The organism is Pseudomonas sp. QLc11A, assembly GCF_052112305.1.
Taxonomy (GTDB): domain Bacteria; phylum Pseudomonadota; class Gammaproteobacteria; order Pseudomonadales; family Pseudomonadaceae; genus Aquipseudomonas; species Aquipseudomonas laurylsulfatiphila.
This window is the reverse complement of sequence record NZ_JAVAJJ010000005.1, coordinates 197742-217582: the sequence shown is the minus strand read 5'-3', so window position 1 is coordinate 217582 and position 19841 is coordinate 197742. Positions and strand designations below refer to the sequence as shown.

The following is a 19841-nucleotide window of genomic DNA, read 5'->3' as shown; positions in this document are numbered from 1 at the left end:
TTACAGACGACCCAGATCATTAACCAGAGCGAGCAACATCACTCCGATCACCAAACTGATGCCGATCTGTATCCCCCAACCTTGCACCCGATCCGACAAGGGACGACCACGCGCCCACTCGATCAGATAAAACAACAAATGCCCCCCATCCAGCACAGGAATGGGCAGCAAATTCAGAACTCCCAGGCTAATACTCAGATAAGCAAGGAAATTCAGGAAATCAGCAACACCCGACTGGGCCGAAGCGCCCGCCACTTTAGCAATGGTTATCGGTCCACTCAAGTTTTTTACCGAGAGCTCGCCGAACAACATTTTCTTCAGTGAATCGAGGGTCAGCACGCTCATGGTCCAGGTGCGCCGAGCCCCCTCGCCAATCGCTGCCAATGGCCCATAACTGACCTCGCGGAGCATCTCCGGCGGCCAATCGACAGCCTTCACCCCTGCCCCCAGGTAGCCGTTGGGTGACTTGCTCTCGCCGCGAGCGGCAAGCGTCACCGGGACGTCGATTTGAGCACCGTCTCGCTCGACCCGCAGCATGATTTTGGTATCAGGATGCATACGGACGGTATCGACGACTTGCTGCCAATCATCCAGCGCACGACCATCGAGCGCCAGCAACCGGTCACCGGTCTTCAGGCCGGCAGCCTGGGCCGGCCCCTTTGGATCAAGTTCGGCCAGAACAGGCGGCAATGCCGGGCGCCACGGGCGAATCCCCAACGAATGAATGGGGTCGGGTTCGTCAGCGCCTTTGAGCCATTTATCCAGCGCAAGTTCACGTGGCGAATCGGTCGTCGAGCCTTGCTCGCGAACCAGCACCTGCAATGAACCGCTTTCGCCCAGACGACGAACCAGTTGCAGATTCACCTCCGCCCAGCCGGAAGTCAGCTCACCATCAATGGCCACGATTTCCTGGCCGGGACTCAAACCCGCCTTGGCCGCGATGCTGCCAGACTCGACAGCCCCGATGACCGGACGCACCTGCTCGCTGCCGAGCATTGCCAGCCCCCAGAAGAACACCAATGCCAGCAGGAAGTTGGCGATCGGCCCCGCCGCTACAATGGCAATGCGCTGACGAACGGATTTACGATTGAAGGATTGATCAAGCTGATCGGACGGCACTTCGCCTTCGCGCTCGTCGAGCATTTTCACGTAGCCACCCAACGGGATGGCGGCAACGACGAATTCGGTGCCCTGCTTGTCGTGCCAACGCAGCAAAGGCGTGCCGAAGCCTACGGAGAAGCGCAGCACCTTGACCCCACAGCGACGCGCGACCCAGAAGTGGCCGAACTCGTGGAAGGTAACCAGCACACCCAGAGCGACCAGGGTGCCGACAATCATATAGAGCGCGCTCATCTACTTTCTCCGCAATCCTATTCGCTGCTGCCTGGGTTGACTATCTGCAGCGTTTACCGCCCGTGACGGCTCAACCATTGTCCGGCCAGCAATCGCGCTTTCGCGTCTGCCGTGAACACTGCCTCGAGATCATCCACTGCCACGACGGGCTCCAGACTCAGTACTTCCTCGATGATACTCGCGATTTCCGGGTAACGAACCCGCTCGTCGAGAAATGCCGCCACCGCCACTTCATTTGCCGCATTGAGCATGGCTGGCGCGCTATTACCCGCTTCGGCCGCCTGACGGGCCAGACGCAAACAAGGGAAACGCTCTTCATCGGGCGCCTGGAAGTCCAGCCGTGCAATGGCAAACAGATCCAGCGGCGCCACACCCGAATCGATCCGCTCCGGCCAGGCCAGAGCATTGGCGATGGGCGTGCGCATGTCCGGATTACCCAGCTGCGCCAAGACAGAACCATCGACGTAGTCAACCAGCGAATGGATCACACTTTGCGGGTGAATCACCACCTCGACCTGGGATGGCCTGGCATCAAACAGCCAGCAGGCTTCGATCAGCTCAAGCCCTTTGTTCATCATGCTGGCCGAGTCCACGGAGATCTTTCGCCCCATGGACCAGTTCGGATGCGCACACGCCTGGTCAGGTGAAACATGCGCCAATTCAGCCAGTGGCGTCTGACGGAACGGACCGCCGGAAGCCGTCAGCAAAATCCGGCGTACGCCGACTGCCTCGAGGCCACGGGCATAATCGTGCGGCATGCACTGGAAAATGGCGTTGTGCTCGCTATCGATCGGCAGCAATACCGATCCGCTCTTGCGCACCGCCTGCATGAACAGCGCGCCGGACATCACCAGCGCTTCTTTATTGGCCAGGAGGATCTTCTTGCCCGCCTCGACCGCCGCCAGTGTCGGGCGCAATCCCGCCGCACCGACGATGGCCGCCATGACCGTATCGACTTCCGGATCGGAAGCGACCTGACACAAACCTTCCTCCCCCACCAGAACACGGGTTGGAAGGCCCGCCGCGCGCAAATCATCCTGCAAGGTGCGGGCAGCCGCGACCTCAGGCACTACGGCAAATCGCGGGATATGGCGCACGCAGAGCGCCAGCAATTCACTCAAGCGAGTGAATCCACTCAAGGCAAAGACCTGGTAACGATCAGGATGACGAGCAACGACGTCGAGCGTACTCAGGCCAATCGAACCGGTTGCCCCCAGAACGGTAATCTGTTGCGGGCGGCTCATGGTGCCGCCATCCACAACAGCACGGCGAACACCGGAATGGCCGCTGTCAGGCTGTCGATACGATCCAGCACACCACCGTGCCCCGGAAGCAGATTGCTGCTGTCCTTGATCCCGGATTGACGCTTGAACATGCTTTCAGTGAGATCACCCACTACCGAAATGAACACGATCAGCGCAGCACAGATCAGCCCTTTGAACAGCTGCGCCACCGTCCAGTCGCGCACCAGAGCAACGAGCGTGGTAATGACCAGGCTCAGCGCCAGACCACCGTACACGCCCTCCCAGCTTTTGCCCGGACTGACCTGTGGCGCGAGTTTACGCTTGCCGAAAGCACGACCGGAGAAGTAGGCACCGATATCGGCACCCCAGACCAGCACCATCACCGCCATGATCAGCCAGTTACCCAGCGGGTACTGCTTGATCTGCACCAGCCCCTGCCAGGCCGGCAGGAGAATCAACAGGCCGATCACCAGCTTGGTCGCCGCACTGGACCAATGCTCGCTCGAACGCGGATAGGTCAGTACCAGATACGTCGCCACCGCCCACCACAGCACCGAAGCGCCCAATACCCAAGGCGCCAGCCCAGGCAAGATGTACATGACGAACAACATCAAGGCGACCACAGCGGCAAAGCCGACGCGGAACGCTTGCCCGGCGAAACCCGCCAGACGCGCCCATTCCCATGCACCGAGGGTAACTACCAGCCCGATGAACAGTGCAAAACCGGAACCTTCAAGCAGGAAAAACCCGCACAGGGCAATCGGCAGCAGGATCAGCGCGGTGATGATTCGTTGTTTAAGCATTAAACCCGGGCTCCAGCCTCGACCTGCTCGCTCGTTTTACCGAAGCGGCGCTGGCGGGAAGCGTAATCGGCCAGCGCATCGCGCATGGCACCGTGTTTGAAGTCCGGCCAGAACAGGTCGGAGAAATACAGCTCGGCATAGGCCAGTTGCCAGAGCAGGAAATTACTGATGCGATGCTCGCCACCAGTACGAATACACAAGTCAGGCAACGGCAGATCGCCTGTGACCAGGCAGGTCTGCAACAGATCAGGCGTGATGTCTTCCGGACGCAAGTGTCCGGCCTGAACCTCTCGTGCCAGTCGTTGCGCCGCTTGCGCGATATCCCACTGACCGCCGTAATTGGCGGCGATCTGCAGGACAAAACGATTGGCGCCAACCGTCATGGCCTCGGCTTCGCGCATGGCAGCCTGCAGCTCGGGATGAAAACGCGAGCGGTCACCAATGATGCGCAGGCTGATGTTGTTGTCGTTGAGGCGCTTGGCCTCACGACGTAGCGCCCTGAAGAACAGATCCATCAAAGCGCTGACCTCATCGGCCGGACGCTGCCAGTTCTCACTGGAGAAGGCGAACAGGGTCAGCACTTCGACCTTGGCCTCGGCACAGACCTCAATGACCGCACGCACCGCATCCACGCCCGCTTTATGCCCGGCGACACCTGGCATAAAGCGTTTTTTTGCCCAGCGATTATTACCATCCATGATGATCGCGACATGGCGCGGCACCGCGGACGGTGCAGTCTGTTTAGTCTTATCCATGAAAACGCGACTCTTATACGGCCATCAGGTCTTTTTCTTTCTCCGCCAACTTAGCGTCGATTTCAGCTACGAACTTCTTGGTCAGATCGTCGATCTCGCCAGTGGCGCGACGTTCTTCGTCTTCGCTGATTTCCTTTTCCTTGACCAGATCCTTCAGCGAGCTGTTCGCATCGCGACGGATGTTGCGCACGGCAACACGGGCATCTTCAGCCACATCGCGAGCCTGCTTGGTGAAACCGCGACGGGTTTCTTCGGTCAGGGCCGGCATGCTGATCAGCAGCAGCTCACCAAGGTTGGTCGGGTTCAGGTTCAGACCTGCACTGCCGATCGCCTTGTCGACGGCACCCAGCATGTTGCGCTCGAAGGCAACGACTTGCAGGGTACGAGCGTCTTTGACGGTGATGTTGGCCACTTGCTTGATCGGGGTGTCGGAACCGTAGTACGGCACCATCACGCCTTCCAGGATGCTCGGGTGCGCTTGACCGGTACGAATGCGGCCGAAGTTGTGCGCGAGCGATTCCACGGACTTCTGCATGCGCTCTTTAGCGTCTTTCTTGATTTCGTTGATCATTGTTGGCCTTCCTCGATCAGTGTTCCTTCAGCGCCGCCATGCACGATGTTCAGCAGGGCGCCGGGCTTGTTCATGTTAAATACGCGTAGCGGCATCTTGTGGTCGCGGCACAGGCAAATGGCCGTCAGGTCCATAACACCCAGCTTGCGATCCAGCACTTCATCGTAAGTCAGATGATCGAACTTCTCGGCATGCGGGTCTTTGAACGGGTCAGCGGTGTAGACGCCATCGACCTTGGTCGCCTTGAGCACGACATCGGCATCGATTTCGATTGCACGCAGGCAGGCAGCCGAATCCGTCGTAAAGAACGGGTTGCCGGTACCGGCCGCGAAAATCACCACGTCCTTGGAGTTCAAGTGGCGCATAGCCTTGCGGCGATCATAGTGATCAGTCACGCCAACCATGGAAATAGCGGACATCACGATGGCCGAGATGTTGGCGCGCTCAAGGGCGTCGCGCATGGCCAGGGCGTTCATCACAGTGGCCAGCATGCCCATGTGGTCACCGGTCACCCGATCCATGCCCGCCTTGCTCAGCGCTTCACCGCGGAACAGGTTGCCACCACCGATAACCAGACCGACCTGAACACCGATGCCGACCAGCTGGCCAACTTCCAATGCCATGCGATCCAGAACTTTCGGATCGATCCCGAACTCTTCCGAGCCCATCAGGGCCTCGCCGCTGAGCTTGAGTAGAATGCGTTTATAGCGAGCCTGATAACCACTGCCCTGCTGAGCCATTGCGAATCTCTCCTGCGGCGTATTTTAAAAATTCTTTGCGAGCTGTTTACAGCTGGCGTTCACTCTAGCTTGGCGCTGCTTCAGCGCCATCGGAACATGGCTTTGTAAGCCAGTTCCAAAAGGAAACCAATAAAAATTGGTGCCCCATCTGAAAAGAGGCTGCGCGCGTGAGCGGGCAGCCTCTTCTGGGCGACAGTTAAAAAACCGTCTTATTGCTTGGCAGCAGCCAGCTGGGCAGCAACTTCTTCTGCGAAGTTGTCCACTGGCTTCTCGATGCCTTCGCCTACCTTGAAGTAAGTGAAGGAAACGATTTCAGCGCCGGCTTTCTTGGCCAGAGCACCTACGGTGACTTCCGGGTTCATGACGAAAGCTTGCTCGACCAGGCTGGCTTCGGCCAGGAACTTGGTGATACGGCCAGCGATCATCTTCTCGACGATTTCAGCTGGCTTGCCTTTCATCTTGTCTTCGTTCAGGGTCAGGAAAACGCCCTTCTCGCGCTCGATGGCCTCTGGCGAAACCTGCGATGGCAGCAGGAACTCAGGGTTGCTTGCAGCCACGTGCATGGCGATCTCTTTGGCCAGCTGAACATCGCCACCCTTGAGAACAACAGCAACACCGATCTTGTTACCGTGCAGGTAGGTGCCGACAACGTCGCCCTCTACACGCACCAGGCGACGGATGTTGACGTTTTCGCCAACTTTGGCAACCAGTGCTTCACGAGCCGATTCCTGAGCGGCGATCAGCGGAGCTGCGTCGGTCAGTTTTTCGTCGAAGGCTTTCTCTACGCTGGCAGCAACGAAGTTCTTGAAGTCGTCTTGCAGGGCCAGGAAGTCGGTCTGCGAGTTGACTTCCAGCAGCACGGCTGCCTTGTCGTCAGCCTTGATGGCGATAGCGCCTTCAGCGGCAACGTTGCCGGCTTTCTTGGCGGCCTTGATGGCGCCCGAAGCACGCATGTCATCAATGGCTTTCTCGATGTCGCCGCCAGCCTTGGTCAAGGCCTTTTTGCAGTCCATCATGCCTTCGCCAGTACGCTCGCGCAGTTCTTTGACCAACGCTGCAGTAATCTCTGCCATTTCAAAATCCTCTTGGATAGGTTTTCAACCATTCCACCCGATCGAACGGGCGATCAATTCTTCCCGAACCACCCTTGTTAGCTGCCGCACATTACAGATAGAGCAGTGGGCGCCGACAAATGGTTTTCGAGGTGGCAAAAAGGGGGCCAAGCCCCCTTTTTGCTTACTGAGTCAACGCCAAGGCGTCAATTACTCAGCTGCTGCTACCGGAGCTTCTTCAACGAAAACTTCGGTGCCGCCGGCAACATTGTTGCGGCCACGGATCACAGCGTCAGCCATCGAACCCATGTACAGCTGGATAGCGCGGATTGCGTCATCGTTGCCTGGGATGATGTAGTCAACGCCTTCCGGGCTGCTGTTGGTATCGACTACGCCGATAACCGGGATACCCAGCTTGTTGGCTTCGGTGATCGCGATGCGCTCGTGATCAACGTCGATAACGAACAGAGCGTCTGGCAGACCGCCCATATCCTTGATACCACCCAGGGAACGATCCAGCTTTTCCAGGTCACGAGTGCGCATCAGCGCTTCTTTCTTGGTCAGCTTGGCGAAAGTACCGTCTTCGGCTTGAACTTCAAGGTCACGCAGACGCTTGATGGAAGCACGGATGGTTTTGAAGTTGGTCAGCATGCCGCCCAACCAGCGGTGATCGACGTACGGCGAACCGCAACGTGCTGCTTCTTCAGCAACGATCTTGCCAGCGGAACGCTTGGTGCCGACGAACAGAATCTTGTTTTTGCCCTGGGCCAGACGCTCTACGAAAGTCAGAGCTTCGTTGAACATTGGCAGGGTTTTTTCAAGGTTGATGATGTGGATCTTGTTACGCGCGCCGAAAATGTACTTGCCCATTTTCGGGTTCCAGTAACGGGTCTGGTGACCGAAGTGCACACCGGCCTTCAGCATATCGCGCATGTTGACTTGGGACATGATAGTTCCTTAATAAGTCGGGTTTGGCCTCCACGTATCCCAATGACCAACCAGCAGCATCAGCTGAAGGCACCCAGGTCATCGTGTCGACACGTGTGTGGATTTAGGCTTTTCGGGACATCCCCGGAAAGCGGCGCATTTTATATCACAAGGCAGGGCAAAACGGAACCCGGATTCTGAAATCCTGGCGAGCGCTTTGCGCCATCCCTTGGAATCCTCCAAGAATGCACCATTCTATAGAGAGAAGCGATGCACACAGGCGCAGATTTGCGCTGGTCGTCTGGTAGAATCGTATTTTTCAGGGCTGCGAAGACCCATCGCGCAATGCCCTTTCCGTTCAGAAAGCGCCGCCTGGCGCAGAGAGAGCCTGTATGACCGTAACCCTCAAAACGCCCGAGGATATCGCCAAAATGCGTATCGCCGGCAAACTGGCCGCCGATGTGCTGGAAATGATTGCCGAACATGTCAAGCCGGGCGTTACCACCGATCAACTGAACCAGATCTGCCACGACTACATCGTCAATGAGCAGAAAGCCATCCCTGCCCCGCTCAACTACAAGGGCTATCCAAAGTCGATCTGCACGTCGATCAACCATGTGGTCTGCCACGGCATCCCGAACGACAAGCCGCTCAAAGACGGCGACACCCTGAACATCGACGTCACCGTCATCAAGGACGGCTACCACGGCGACACCAGTCGCATGTTCCACGTCGGCACCGTGCCGGTCTGGGCCGAGCGCCTGTCCCAGGTGACCCAGGAATGCATGTACAAGGCGATTGAAATCGTCAAGCCCGGCTGCCGCCTGGGCGATATCGGTGAAATCATCCAGAAGCACGCTGAAAAGAACGGATTCTCGGTGGTTCGCGAATTCTGCGGCCACGGTATCGGCAAGGTGTTCCACGAAGAGCCGCAGATCCTGCACTATGGTCGCGCTGGCACCGGCATGGAACTCAAGGCCGGCATGACCTTCACCATCGAGCCGATGATCAACCAGGGCCGCGCCGACACCAAGGTTCTGGGCGACGGCTGGACCGCGATCACCAAGGACCGCAAGCTCTCGGCACAGTGGGAACACACCCTGCTGGTGACCGAAACCGGTTACGAGATCTTCACCCTGCGCAGCGATGACACCATCCCTCGCGTTTCGGCCTGATCTCGCCAGCGTATCTCGCCTATAGAAAGGAAAGCCAATCGATGCCGCAGGTGGACCCCGAACTCTTCGACCGTGGCCAGTTCCAGGCTGAACTGGCCCTGAAGGCAAGCCCGATCGCGGCCTTCAAGAAGGCGATCCGCCAGGCCCGCGAGGTGCTCGACGCACGCTTTCGCAATGGCCGGGACATTCGCCGGCTGATCGAGGATCGCGCCTGGTTCGTCGACAACATCCTGCAAAAGGCCTGGGAACAGTTCAGCTGGAGCGAGGACGCCGACATCGCGCTGGTCGCGGTCGGCGGCTACGGCCGCGGTGAATTGCACCCTTATTCCGACATCGATTTGCTGATCCTGCTGGACAGCGCGGACCACGAAGTTTTCCGCGATTCCATCGAGCGCTTTCTGACACTGTTGTGGGACATCGGCCTGGAGGTCGGCCAGAGCGTTCGCTCGGTCGACGAATGCGCCGTCGAGGCCCGCGCCGACCTGACGGTCGTCACCAACCTGATGGAAAGCCGCACCATCGCCGGCCCCGAGCGTTTGCGCCAGCGCATGCTGGACGTCACCAGCACCGGGCACATGTGGCCGAGCAAGGACTTCTTCCTGGCCAAGCGTGCCGAACAAAAGGCCCGGCACCACAAGTACAACGACACCGAATACAACCTGGAACCCAACGTCAAGGGCTCGCCCGGCGGCCTGCGGGATATCCAGACGATTCTGTGGGTGGCCCGTCGCGAGTACGGCACCCTGAACCTGCGGGCACTGGCCGGCGAAGGCTTCCTGGTCGAGAGTGAAAACGCCCTGCTGGCCTCTTCCCAGGAATTCCTGTGGAAAGTTCGCTATGCCCTGCACATGCTCGCCGGTCGCGCCGAAGACCGCCTGCTGTTCGATCACCAGCGCACCATTGCCGGGCTGCTGGGCTTCAAAGGCGACGACGCCAAGCAAGCCATCGAAAATTTCATGCAGCAGTATTACCGGGTGGTGATGAGCATCGCCCAGCTCAGCGACCTGATCATCCAGCACTTCGAGGAAGTCATCCTCGCACCGGAAGACGAGGCACCACCGCAGCCGATCAACTCGCGCTTCCAGCTGCATGATGGCTATATCGAAGCACGCAACCACAACGTATTCCGCCGCACGCCGTTCGCCATGCTGGAAATTTTCGTATTGATGGCCCAGCAGCCGGAAATCAAGGGCGTGCGCGCCGACACCATTCGCATGCTGCGGGAAAGCCGTCACCTGATCGACGACGACTTCCGCAACGACATTCGCAACACCAGCCTGTTTATCGAGCTGTTCAAGTGCAAGATCGGCATCCATCGCAACCTGCGACGAATGAACCGCTACGGCATCCTGGGTCGTTATCTGCCCGAATTCGGTTTTATCGTCGGGCAGATGCAGCATGACCTGTTCCACATCTATACGGTCGATGCCCATACCCTGAACCTGATCAAGCACCTGCGTAAGCTGCAGTACACTCAGGTGTCGGAAAAATTCCCGCTGGCCAGCAAGCTCATGGGTAAGTTACCCAAACCCGAGCTGATCTACATGGCCGGCCTGTACCACGATATCGGCAAAGGCCGCCATGGCGACCACTCGGACATCGGCGCGGTCGACGCCGAAGCGTTTTGCCAGCGCCATCAACTGCCATTGTGGGACAGCCGCCTGATCGTGTGGCTGGTGCAAAACCATCTGGTGATGTCGACCACCGCCCAGCGCAAGGACCTGTCCGACCCGCAGGTGATCCACGACTTCGCACAGATCGTCGGTGACGAAACCCGCCTTGACTACCTGTATGTGCTAACCGTCGCCGACATCAACGCCACCAACCCGACGCTATGGAATTCCTGGCGCGCCAGCCTGCTGCGCCAGCTTTACACCGAAACCAAGCGTGCCCTGCGTCGGGGCCTGGAGAATCCGGTGGATCGCGAAGAGCAGATCCGCCAGACCCAGAGCGCCGCCTTGGACATACTGGTGCGCGGCGGCACCGACCCGGACGATGTCGAGCAGCTGTGGGCGCAGTTGGGTGATGACTATTTCCTGCGCCATACCGCCGGCGATGTGGCCTGGCACAGCGACGCGATCCTCCAGCAACCGGCCGATGGCGGGCCGCTGGTGCTGATCAAGGAGACTACCCAGCGCGAGTTCGAAGGCGGAACCCAGATCTTCATCTACGCCCCCGACCAGCACGACTTCTTCGCCGTGACCGTGGCCGCGATGGACCAGCTCAACCTGAACATCCATGACGCCCGGGTCATCACCTCCAGCAGCCAGTTCACCCTCGACACCTACATCGTGCTCGACACCGACGGCGACTCGATTGGCGACAACCCGGCACGGGTCAAACAGATCCGCGACGGCCTGACCGAGGCCCTGCGCAACCCGGACGACTACCCGACCATCATCCAGCGCCGGGTACCGCGCCAGCTCAAGCATTTCGCCTTTGCACCACAGGTAACGATCCATAACGACGCCCAGAGGCCGGTGACGGTACTGGAACTCACGGCACCCGACCGCCCGGGCCTGCTGGCGCGGATCGGCACGATTTTCCTGGAGTTCGATCTATCGCTGCAAAACGCCAAGATCGCCACCCTCGGCGAGCGCGTGGAAGACGTGTTCTTCATCACCGACGCCCACAATCAGCCGCTGTCCGACCCGCTGCTGTGCAGCCGGTTACAAGATGCAATCGTCGAACAGTTGAGCGTCAACCAGGAACCCGATATCAAACTGTCGCGCATCAGCATTTGAATTAACAGATCCCCCTGTGGGAATGCGCTTGTGTGGCGAGGGGGCTTGCCCCCGTTGGGCCGCGAAGCGGACCTAAAACCTGCAACCGCGGTGTATCAGGTACACCGCACACGATGGTTTTACGACTGCTTTGCAGCCGAACGGGGGCAAGCCCCCTCGCCACATTAATCGGCTCCCACATTGAATGAGGCCCTCATGAACAACGCTCTGTCCCAGCTCCAACCCTACCCGTTCGAAAAACTCCGTGCCTTGCTCGGCAGCGTCACGCCCAACCCGGACAAGCGCCCTATTGCGCTGTCCATTGGCGAGCCCAAACACCGCTCGCCAAGCTTCGTCGCCGAAGCGCTGGCCAGCAATCTCGATCAGATGGCCGTGTACCCGACCACCCTCGGCATCCCGGCCCTGCGCGAAGCCATCGCCGCCTGGTGCGAACGTCGCTTCGATGTCCCCAAAGGCTGGATCGATCCGGCGCGCAACGTGCTGCCGGTCAACGGCACCCGCGAGGCACTGTTCGCCTTCACCCAGACCGTGGTCAACCGTGGCGATGACGCACTGGTGGTCAGCCCGAACCCGTTCTACCAGATCTACGAAGGCGCGGCGTTCCTCGCCGGGGCCAAGCCGCATTACCTGCCATGCCTGGACGAAAACGGCTTCAATCCGGATTTCGACGCCGTTTCGCCGGACATCTGGAAACGCTGCCAGATCCTGTTCCTGTGCTCGCCAGGCAACCCGACCGGCGCATTGATTCCGGTCGAGACCCTGAAAAAGCTGATCGCCCTGGCCGATGAGCATGACTTCGTGATTGCCGCGGACGAGTGCTACAGCGAACTCTACTTCGACGAACAAACGCCGCCGCCAGGCCTGCTCAGCGCCTGCGCAGAACTGGGGCGCAAGGACTTCAAGCGCTGCGTGGTGTTCCACAGCCTGTCCAAGCGTTCGAACCTGCCAGGCCTGCGTTCGGGTTTTGTCGCCGGCGACGCAGACATTCTCAAAGGCTTCCTGCTTTACCGCACCTACCACGGCTGCGCGATGCCGGTTCAAACCCAACTGGCCAGCGTTGCTGCATGGAATGACGAAGTGCATGTGCGCGCCAACCGAGCGTTGTATCGCGAGAAATTTGATGCGGTACTGGAAATTCTCAGCCCGGTGCTGGACGTACAGCGTCCGGATGGCAGTTTCTACCTGTGGCCGAATGTGGCCGGTGACGATGCAGCGTTCTGCCGCGACCTGTTCGAGCAGGAGCATGTGACCGTGGTGCCGGGCTCTTACCTGTCGCGGGATGTCGATGGCGTCAATCCGGGCGCCGGGCGCGTGCGCATGGCGCTGGTTGCGCCGTTGGCTGAGTGTGTCGAGGCTGCCGAACGAATCCGTGCATTTATTACGAGAAACCAGTAAGCGCTCCAAGCCTGCACCGTGCAACGCGGTGCAGGCCATGCTTAGTTATCGCAACATCCCCTGACAGGCAGTAACTTTACCCACAACAGCACGACAACTAATCTCCAAGCTGAATCAACCGATTCAACTAAAAAACATGACAAGGAGATAGTCAATGTCGCATTCACATCCCTGCAAAGTTATCGAACCAGCAGACATACAAGCCTCTTATGACGCCGCCATTAATGAAAACCCTGACAATGCCAACATTGCGACCACTGGAAGTCGAAAAAAAAGAGGAGTAGCAACTCACTCCAAATTTTGGGCTAACCAGAGGACACTCAAAGTAGCATTTCTCAACCCGCCGTCCGACACACATCGTGAGGCCGCCATAAAAGCCATCATGCTATGGCAACCGTCTATCAACTTGAATCTGGAGTTTGTCAACGGCTCCGAGGGTGACATTCGGATCACCATGGAAGCCCCCTTAAACTACTCAGCCATCGGCACCGACGCCACGCTGCGCGGCCCTGGCGAAAACACCATGAACATTGGCACCGCTCCCGACCATCCTTGGTTTGAAGCTGCGGTATTGCACGAATTCGGCCATGCACTCGGCATGGAGCATGAACATCAACATCCAAAAGCTAATATCCCGTGGAACAAACCTGCGGTATATGAGCACTACTGGACCGCTTTTCAATGGAGCAAGGAGGAAGTTGATCACAATCTGTTTAGATTGCTGGAAACAGCAACTGCTCGAACCACTGCTTATGATCCAACCTCAATAATGCACTACCCCATACCCAACGAACTGACAATCGGGGATTGGGCGGTATATAAAAATACAACAATAAGCCAAAACGATCGCCGACTAATGCGCAAAGCATATCCAAAGCCAGATTAAGACATCAATTATCACTCAGCGTAAACCAAACAACGAACCTCTTTATTATTTCACCGATCCCAACTTGGCTTCACTCAAATCCAGCTCCCCCAACACCTCACGCAATACGTCATCGCCAATCTGGTGCTGACGACTGAGGCTGTACAACTCCAGGCGCTGCGCCCGCAGCGCCTTCAAGCGCAGGCGCCGCTCCAGCAAGTCCATTTGATAGGCCAGGGCCTGGGCTTCGACTGAATCGTTGAACACCTCCAACTGGTGCCGGTACTCGGACATGATCCGCGCCTTGAGTTCGGCCGCCAGCGCGGACTGGGCGGCGTCCTGCGGGTTGATTTCTTCTGTCTCAAGCGCATGAATGGCCGCTTCGGCGGTCTTGCGCCAGGCGTCGCGCACTTCGTTGCGGCGCTTGTCGTCCGGGCTGGCTTCGATGCCGCGCAACAACAGTGGCAGCGCGATGCAGGCCGCAATCAACGACAGCAGAATCACCCCGGCGGCGATGAATATCAGCAGATCGCGCTCGGGAAACGCACTGTCCCCCATGAGCATCGGCACCGACATTACCCCCGCCAGCGTCACGGCCCCACGCACGCCACCGACAGTCAGCAACCAGCAGGAACGCGCGCTTGGCACCCGGGTTATCTCAGCCTTGCCACGCCAGCGCCGCACCAAAATGGACAGCCGCCAGATGCTTTGCACCCAGACGAACCGCAAAACCAGCAGCACCAGGAAAATCGCCACCACATCCAGCCCGCGATACAACAACGTCGGCCATAGCGAGGTTTCGTGACTGGCCACCGCCTTGATGATGTCCGGCAACTGCAGGCCCAACAGCAGGAAAATCAAGCCGTTGAAGGCGAATTCCAACAACGACCAGACACTGCGATTGAGCAGGCGCGTGTTGGTCTGGCGCGGCAGCAGATCGAGCCAGCTCTGCATCATCCCCGCCGCCACCGCCGAGAGGATGCCCGACACTTCCATGCGCTCGGCCAGCACGTAGGCCGCAAACGGCAGCAACAACATGAACACCACGTGCGTCGCCGGATCATCCCAACCGCGAGCGATCATCCACGCCCGCAGACGGCCAACCAGCCAGCTCAAGGCCACTCCCACGGCCAGACCGCCCACCGCGACCAGCACGAACGTCAGGCTGGCATTGGCCAGTGAGAACACGCCGGTCACCGCCGCCACCAAGGCAAACTTGAACGTCACCAGGCCCGAGGCGTCGTTCATCAGCGCCTCACCCTGCAAGATGTGCATCAACGGCGTGGGCAGTCGATTGCGGGAGATCGCCGACACCGCCACCGCATCCGTCGGCGATAGCACGGCCGCCAGGGCAAACGCCACCGGCAATGGCACACCGGGTAGCAGCCAATGAATGAAATAGCCGGCGCCAACCACGGTAAACAACACCAGGCCCACCGCCAGGGTCAGGATCGGTCCGCGCAGGTGCCAGAATTCGCGCTTGGGCATGCGCCAACCGTCGGAGAACAGTAGCGGCGGCAGGAACAGAAACAGGAACAACTCGGGATCCAGGGCCACATGCAATCCCAGAGTCGGCCACGCAAGCAATGCCCCTGCGGCGATTTGCACCAGCGGCAACGGCAGCGGGATCACCCGTCCGATCAGGCGCGAAACGCCCACCAGCATCAACAGGATCAGGACGGTGTAGGCGGTTTGCATAAAGCGTGGTTCCCGGACAATCGACAACATTGAAGTGCCATATTAGCTGCTTAGACTGTTTGGGGACCCTTGCACCAATGTCGCACAACGGAATACCGCCCTCCGTAGGAGCGAGCTTGCTCGCGATGGTCGTTAACGATTACGCGGCATGCCTGATTCCCCGCGGCGCTCTCAGGTTCATCGCGAGCAAGCTCGCTCCTACAAGGGATTTATGGCATGACAAAAATACAAACCCGACCACAGCCGCCGCGAAACCGTCCGGCCATGGCATAATCCTCCACCTTTTATTTCCAGCACCTGCAAAGGGGGCAATTCCTTGACCGTTTCAAGCAAAACGTTGCACCTTTTCGGCATCAAAGCCTGCGACACCATGAAAAAGGCGCGCACCTGGCTCGATGAACACGCTGTCAGCTATGACTTTCATGATTACAAAGCGGTCGGTATCGACCGTGAACACCTGACCCAATGGTGCAGCGAGCACGGCTGGGAAGTGGTGTTAAACCGTGCAGGCACGACCTTTCGCAAGCTCGACGACGAACGCAAAGCCGATCTCGACCAGACGAAAGCCATCGAACTGATGCTCGCACAACCTTCGATGATCAAGCGCCCGGTGCTCGATCTCGGTGACCGAACCCTGATTGGCTTCAAGCCAGATATCTACGCGGCCGCGCTCAAGTAAGCAGCCCGTTCAATTTTGTTAGAGGTATTCACATGTCCGCTACCCTGTTCAGCCTGGCCTTCGGCGTCGGCACTCAAAACCGTCAAGGTGCATGGCTGGAAGTGTTCTACGCCGCCCCGGTTCTCAAGCCATCGGCTGAAGTCGTCGCCGCTATCGCACCGATCCTGAGCTACACCGAAGGCAATCAGGCCATCGCATTCAGCACCGCCCAGGCCTCGCAACTGGCCGAAGCCCTCAAAGGCGTCGACGCCGCCCAGGCTGCCCTGCTGACCCGACTGGCCGAGAGCCACAAGCCGCTGGTCGCCACCCTGCTGGCTGAAGACACCCAGCTGTCGTCCACCCCGGAGGCCTACCTCAAGCTGCATCTGCTGAGCCATCGCCTGGTCAAGCCTCACGGCCTGAACCTGGCCGGAATCTTCCCGCTGCTGCCGAACGTGGCCTGGACCAGCCAGGGCGCTGTCGACCTGGGCGAACTGGCCGAACTGCAACTCGAAGCCCGCCTGCGCGGCGAGCTGCTGGAAGTGTTCTCGGTGGACAAGTTCCCGAAAATGACCGACTACGTGGTTCCGGCTGGCGTGCGTATCGCTGACGCTGCGCGTCTGCGCCTGGGCGCTTACGTGGGCGAAGGCACCACCGTGATGCACGAAGGTTTCATCAACTTCAACGCCGGCACCGAAGGCCCGGGCATGATCGAAGGCCGCGTATCCGCTGGCGTATTCGTCGGCAAGGGTTCGGACCTGGGCGGCGGCTGCTCGACCATGGGCACCCTGTCGGGTGGCGGCAACATCGTGATCAAGGTCGGCGAAGGCTGCCTGATCGGCGCCAACGCCGGTATCGGTATCCCGTTGGGCGACCGCAACACCGTCGAGTCGGGCCTGTACGTGACCGCCGGTACCAAAGTCGCCCTGCTGGACGAGAACAATCAACTGGTCAAAGTGGTCAAGGCCCGTGAACTGGCCGGCCAGCCGGACCTGCTGTTCCGTCGCAATTCGGAGACCGGTGCCGTGGAATGCAAAACCCACAAATCGGCCATCGAGTTGAACGAAGCGCTGCACGCTCACAACTAAGCGTCACCTGTACCTGTAGGAGCGAGCCTGCTCGCGATGATCAAATGAACGACACGGGCTGTCTGGTACCCCGCGTTATCGTTGAGGTCCATCGCGAGCAGGCTCGCTCCTACAGGGGTCAGGCGTACAGGCGAACAACATGATGATTCTCTCTCCCTGGCGCGCCGATTTTCCGGCCATCGCTGCCCTGCAGCGACAAGGCCAGACGTATCTGGACAACGCCGCCACCACGCAAAAACCCCAAGCCCTGCTGGATGCCCTGGCGCACTACTACGCCAATGGCGCTGCCAACGTGCATCGGGCGCAACACTTGCCCGGCGCCCACGCCACCCAGGCGTTCGAGGACAGCCGTCGCAAAGCCGCGCAATGGCTCAATGCTGGCGATTGCGGGCAGATCATCTTTACCCACGGCGCGACGTCCGCGCTGAATCTCCTGGCCTATGGCCTGGAACACCTTTTCAATCCGGGCGACGAAATTGTCATCAGCGCCCTGGAGCATCACGCCAACCTTTTGCCGTGGCAGCAACTGACGCACCGTCGCGAGCTGAAGCTGGTGATCCTGCCGCTGGACGCCGACGGCGTGATCGACCTTGAAGCTGCCGCCGGTTTGATCGGCCCCCGCACGCGTCTGTTGGCCGTCAGTCAGCTGTCCAACGTGATTGGCGCGTGGCAGCCGTTGCCTCAATTGCTGGCACTGGCCAAGGCGCAAAATGCCCTGACCGTGATCGATGGCGCCCAGGGCGTGGTCCATGGCCGCCACGACGTGCAAGCATTGGGCTGCGATTTTTATGTGTTCTCCAGCCACAAGCTCTACGGTCCCGATGGCCTGGGCGTGCTGTTCGGGCGCAATACGGCGCTGCAACAGCTGCGTCCCTGGCAGTTCGGCGGTGAAATGGTGCTCGATGCCAATTATCACGACGCCCGCTTTCGCCCGGCACCTCTGGGCTTCGAGGCCGGGACGCCGCCGATTGCCAGTGTGATCGGCCTGGGAGCGACCCTGGATTACCTCGCCGGGCTTGATCAGGACGCCGTGTCCGCCCATGAAGCGGCGCTGCATGCCTGTCTGCTCAAGGGGCTTGAGGCACGTCACGGCATCCGCTTGCTGGGCAGGCCGCAAGTGGCACTGGCCAGTTTTACCGTCGAGGGTGTGCATAACTCTGACCTGGCGCACTTGCTGACTGAGCAAGGGATTGCAGTGCGCGCTGGCCATCACTGCGCCATGCCGTTGCTCAAACGCTTTGAACTGGCGGGGGCGATTCGGGTGTCGTTGGCGCTGTACAACGACTCCGAAGACCTGGAACGGTTTTTTGAAGCCCTGGATCAGGCGTTGGAGATGCTGCGATGAACCTGCCTGCCGATGCCGTGACCGCACTCGATACCTTTGGCAAAGCCGCCGGCTGGGAACAACGGGCACGCCTGCTGATGCAATGGGGCGAGCGCCTGCCTGCCTTGAGTGATGCGCAGATGTGCGACGCCAACCGGGTGCACGGTTGTGAAAGCCAGGTTTGGCTGGTGGGCGAATTGCGCGACGACCATTGGCAGTTCAGCGCCAACAGCGATGCACGGTTGATTCGCGGGTTGGTGGCGTTGCTGCTGGCGCGGGTCAACGGCTTGTCGGCGGCTCAATTGCAGCAGGTGGATTTGCCGGACTGGTTCAATCAGCTGGGATTGGGGCGGCAGTTGTCCCAGTCTCGTAGCAATGGCCTCAATGCCGTACTTCAGCGAATGAATGAGTTGGCCGGTTAATCGCCTTCGCGAGCAAGCCCGCTCCCACATTGGATTTCGGTCGTACACAAAAACTGTATTCACTGAAGATCGAATGTGGGAGCGGGCTTGCTCGCGAAGAGGCCATCAGTAGCAACACTTAAATCTGAGGCTTGACCCGCTCCGCCGGCCGCCGCACTCCGGCCACGATCTTGTCCACAGCCTTGGTCGCCGCGACCATGCCGAAGGTCGCCGTCACCATCATCACCGCGCCAAACCCGCCGGCGCAGTCGAGCTTCACACCATCACCGACAAAACTCTTCTGCAGGCAAATGCTGCCGTCCGGTTTCGGATAACGCAGCTGCTCGGTGGAAAACACGCACGGCACGCTGTAATGGCGGGTCACGGTGCGTGAGAAGCCGTAGTCGCGGCGCAGCGTGGAGCGCACTTTCGACGCCAGCGGGTCGTTGAACGTGCGATTCAGATCGCAGACCTGAATCAAGGTCGGGTCGATCTGCCCGCCCGCGCCGCCGGTGGTGATGATCTGGATCTTGCGACGCTTGCACCAGGCGATCAGCGCAGCCTTGGCGTTGACGCTGTCGATGCAGTCGATCACGCAGTCGATGTTCGGCGTGATGTACTCGGCCATGGTGTCGCGGGTGACGAAGTCCGGCACCGCGTGCACCGTGCAGTCCGGGTTGATCCCGCGCAGACGCTCGGCCATCACCTCGACCTTGGGTTTGCCGACGGTACTGTCCAGCGCGTGCAACTGACGGTTGGCGTTGCTGACGCAGACGTCGTCCAGATCGAACAGCGAAATCTCGCCCACGCCACAACGGGCCATGGCTTCCGCCGCCCAGGAACCGACACCACCGACGCCGACAATCGCCACATGGGCTGCGCGCAGGCGTTCAAGGCCTTCGATGCCATACAAACGAGCAATGCCGGCAAAACGCGGATCTTCAGTACTCATGACCATTACCCCAAAAACCGGCGGGCATTATATGGCGATATGAAGACAAAATCAGTTACATGAAAAATAGAAAGAACTTTAACGAATTCAGATTGC

The 19841-nt window shown here is 59.4% G+C and carries 18 protein-coding genes; 8 read left to right on the top strand and 10 right to left on the bottom strand.

Features of this window, described 5'->3' with window-relative positions; genetic code table 11:
• The 8 genes from rseP to rpsB all read right to left on the bottom strand — a co-directional run bounded on the left by rseP (position 1) and on the right by rpsB (position 7466).
• A complete protein-coding gene (gene rseP / locus Q8X48_RS10360; protein WP_015093766.1) occupies positions 1-1353 on the bottom strand; it encodes a sigma E protease regulator RseP in 1353 nt (450 codons plus the stop codon).
• Positions 1354-1406: 53 nt separating this feature from the next.
• Complete coding sequence (gene ispC / locus Q8X48_RS10355; RefSeq protein WP_126053022.1) at positions 1407-2597, bottom strand: 1-deoxy-D-xylulose-5-phosphate reductoisomerase; 1191 nt, start codon at positions 2595-2597, stop codon at positions 1407-1409.
• Positions 2594-3400: a phosphatidate cytidylyltransferase gene (locus tag Q8X48_RS10350; protein ID WP_015093764.1), complete on the bottom strand. Its 807-nt coding sequence runs from the start codon at positions 3398-3400 to the stop codon at positions 2594-2596. The genes ispC and Q8X48_RS10350 overlap by 4 nt, the downstream gene beginning before the upstream one ends.
• Positions 3400-4155, bottom strand: a complete 756-nt coding sequence (uppS, locus tag Q8X48_RS10345; RefSeq protein ID WP_095965038.1) for a polyprenyl diphosphate synthase — start codon at positions 4153-4155, stop codon at positions 3400-3402. Before uppS ends, Q8X48_RS10350 begins: the two co-directional genes overlap by 1 nt.
• 13 nt (positions 4156-4168) lie before the next feature.
• The gene (gene frr / locus Q8X48_RS10340) at positions 4169-4726 is read right to left on the bottom strand and encodes a ribosome recycling factor (protein WP_007978385.1); all 558 of its coding nucleotides are present in this window, start codon (positions 4724-4726) and stop codon (positions 4169-4171) included.
• Entirely contained in the window at positions 4723-5466 is a 744-nt protein-coding gene (gene pyrH, locus Q8X48_RS10335; protein WP_003222124.1) for a UMP kinase, read from the bottom strand. Before pyrH ends, frr begins: the two co-directional genes overlap by 4 nt.
• 209 nt (positions 5467-5675) lie before the next feature.
• Positions 5676-6539 carry a translation elongation factor Ts gene (gene tsf / locus Q8X48_RS10330; protein WP_095965037.1) on the bottom strand — a complete coding sequence of 288 codons (864 nt, stop codon included), beginning with the start codon at positions 6537-6539 and terminating at the stop codon, positions 5676-5678.
• Positions 6540-6728: 189 nt separating this feature from the next.
• Complete coding sequence (gene rpsB / locus Q8X48_RS10325) at positions 6729-7466, bottom strand: 30S ribosomal protein S2 (protein WP_007978390.1); 738 nt, start codon at positions 7464-7466, stop codon at positions 6729-6731.
• A gap of 371 nt (positions 7467-7837) precedes the next feature.
• Between rpsB and map the strand changes: the two genes are divergently transcribed.
• The 4 genes from map (at position 7838) to Q8X48_RS10305 (ending at position 13645) form a co-directional block, all read left to right on the top strand.
• Positions 7838-8620 (top strand): type I methionyl aminopeptidase, encoded by a 783-nt coding sequence (map, locus tag Q8X48_RS10320; protein ID WP_015093761.1) that lies wholly within the window; start codon positions 7838-7840, stop codon positions 8618-8620.
• A 41-nt stretch (positions 8621-8661) separates the two neighbouring features.
• Positions 8662-11364 (top strand): [protein-PII] uridylyltransferase, encoded by a 2703-nt coding sequence (locus tag Q8X48_RS10315; protein ID WP_407800660.1) that lies wholly within the window; start codon positions 8662-8664, stop codon positions 11362-11364.
• Between the two features lie 195 nt (positions 11365-11559).
• Complete coding sequence (dapC, locus tag Q8X48_RS10310) at positions 11560-12759, top strand: succinyldiaminopimelate transaminase (protein ID WP_015093759.1); 1200 nt, start codon at positions 11560-11562, stop codon at positions 12757-12759.
• A gap of 154 nt (positions 12760-12913) precedes the next feature.
• Positions 12914-13645, top strand: a complete 732-nt coding sequence (locus tag Q8X48_RS10305) for a M12 family metallopeptidase (RefSeq protein ID WP_407800659.1) — start codon at positions 12914-12916, stop codon at positions 13643-13645.
• 45 nt (positions 13646-13690) lie between these two features.
• Here Q8X48_RS10305 and Q8X48_RS10300 read toward each other — a convergent pair whose 3' ends face one another.
• Positions 13691-15322, bottom strand: coding sequence for a Na+/H+ antiporter (locus tag Q8X48_RS10300; RefSeq protein WP_407800658.1), 1632 nt, complete (start codon positions 15320-15322; stop codon positions 13691-13693).
• 316 nt (positions 15323-15638) lie between these two features.
• On the opposite strand from Q8X48_RS10300, the gene Q8X48_RS10295 reads away from it, so the two are divergent.
• The 4 genes from Q8X48_RS10295 (at position 15639) to Q8X48_RS10280 (ending at position 18814) form a co-directional block, all read left to right on the top strand.
• Positions 15639-16001 (top strand): ArsC family reductase, encoded by a 363-nt coding sequence (locus tag Q8X48_RS10295; RefSeq protein WP_007978403.1) that lies wholly within the window; start codon positions 15639-15641, stop codon positions 15999-16001.
• 32 nt (positions 16002-16033) lie between these two features.
• A complete protein-coding gene (dapD, locus tag Q8X48_RS10290; RefSeq protein ID WP_407800657.1) occupies positions 16034-17068 on the top strand; it encodes a 2,3,4,5-tetrahydropyridine-2,6-dicarboxylate N-succinyltransferase in 1035 nt (344 codons plus the stop codon).
• Between the two features lie 139 nt (positions 17069-17207).
• Positions 17208-18413: an aminotransferase class V-fold PLP-dependent enzyme gene (locus Q8X48_RS10285; RefSeq protein ID WP_407800656.1), complete on the top strand. Its 1206-nt coding sequence runs from the start codon at positions 17208-17210 to the stop codon at positions 18411-18413.
• A complete protein-coding gene (locus Q8X48_RS10280; RefSeq protein ID WP_407800655.1) occupies positions 18410-18814 on the top strand; it encodes a SufE family protein in 405 nt (134 codons plus the stop codon). The genes Q8X48_RS10285 and Q8X48_RS10280 overlap by 4 nt, the downstream gene beginning before the upstream one ends.
• A 118-nt stretch (positions 18815-18932) precedes the next feature.
• On the opposite strand, the gene tcdA is transcribed toward Q8X48_RS10280, so the two are convergent.
• Positions 18933-19751 (bottom strand): tRNA cyclic N6-threonylcarbamoyladenosine(37) synthase TcdA, encoded by an 819-nt coding sequence (gene tcdA / locus Q8X48_RS10275; RefSeq protein WP_015093753.1) that lies wholly within the window; start codon positions 19749-19751, stop codon positions 18933-18935.
• Positions 19752-19841: the final 90 nt, after the last annotated feature.

Bases quoted from the DNA above. Each gene is read 5' to 3' on its own strand.
- rseP (WP_015093766.1), bottom strand. From the start codon at position 1,353: ATGAGCGCGCTCTATATGATTGTCGGCACCCTGGTCGCTCTGGGTGTG.
- ispC (WP_126053022.1), bottom strand. From the start codon at position 2,597: ATGAGCCGCCCGCAACAGATTACCGTTCTGGGGGCAACCGGTTCGATT.
- Q8X48_RS10350 (WP_015093764.1), bottom strand. From the start codon at position 3,400: ATGCTTAAACAACGAATCATCACCGCGCTGATCCTGCTGCCGATTGCC.
- uppS (WP_095965038.1), bottom strand. From the start codon at position 4,155: ATGGATAAGACTAAACAGACTGCACCGTCCGCGGTGCCGCGCCATGTC.
- frr (WP_007978385.1), bottom strand. From the start codon at position 4,726: ATGATCAACGAAATCAAGAAAGACGCTAAAGAGCGCATGCAGAAGTCC.
- pyrH (WP_003222124.1), bottom strand. From the start codon at position 5,466: ATGGCTCAGCAGGGCAGTGGTTATCAGGCTCGCTATAAACGCATTCTA.
- tsf (WP_095965037.1), bottom strand. From the start codon at position 6,539: ATGGCAGAGATTACTGCAGCGTTGGTCAAAGAACTGCGCGAGCGTACT.
- rpsB (WP_007978390.1), bottom strand. From the start codon at position 7,466: ATGTCCCAAGTCAACATGCGCGATATGCTGAAGGCCGGTGTGCACTTC.
- map (WP_015093761.1), top strand. From the start codon at position 7,838: ATGACCGTAACCCTCAAAACGCCCGAGGATATCGCCAAAATGCGTATC.
- Q8X48_RS10315 (WP_407800660.1), top strand. From the start codon at position 8,662: ATGCCGCAGGTGGACCCCGAACTCTTCGACCGTGGCCAGTTCCAGGCT.
- dapC (WP_015093759.1), top strand. From the start codon at position 11,560: ATGAACAACGCTCTGTCCCAGCTCCAACCCTACCCGTTCGAAAAACTC.
- Q8X48_RS10305 (WP_407800659.1), top strand. From the start codon at position 12,914: ATGTCGCATTCACATCCCTGCAAAGTTATCGAACCAGCAGACATACAA.
- Q8X48_RS10300 (WP_407800658.1), bottom strand. From the start codon at position 15,322: ATGCAAACCGCCTACACCGTCCTGATCCTGTTGATGCTGGTGGGCGTT.
- dapD (WP_407800657.1), top strand. From the start codon at position 16,034: ATGTCCGCTACCCTGTTCAGCCTGGCCTTCGGCGTCGGCACTCAAAAC.
- Q8X48_RS10285 (WP_407800656.1), top strand. From the start codon at position 17,208: ATGATGATTCTCTCTCCCTGGCGCGCCGATTTTCCGGCCATCGCTGCC.
- Q8X48_RS10280 (WP_407800655.1), top strand. From the start codon at position 18,410: ATGAACCTGCCTGCCGATGCCGTGACCGCACTCGATACCTTTGGCAAA.
- tcdA (WP_015093753.1), bottom strand. From the start codon at position 19,751: ATGGTCATGAGTACTGAAGATCCGCGTTTTGCCGGCATTGCTCGTTTG.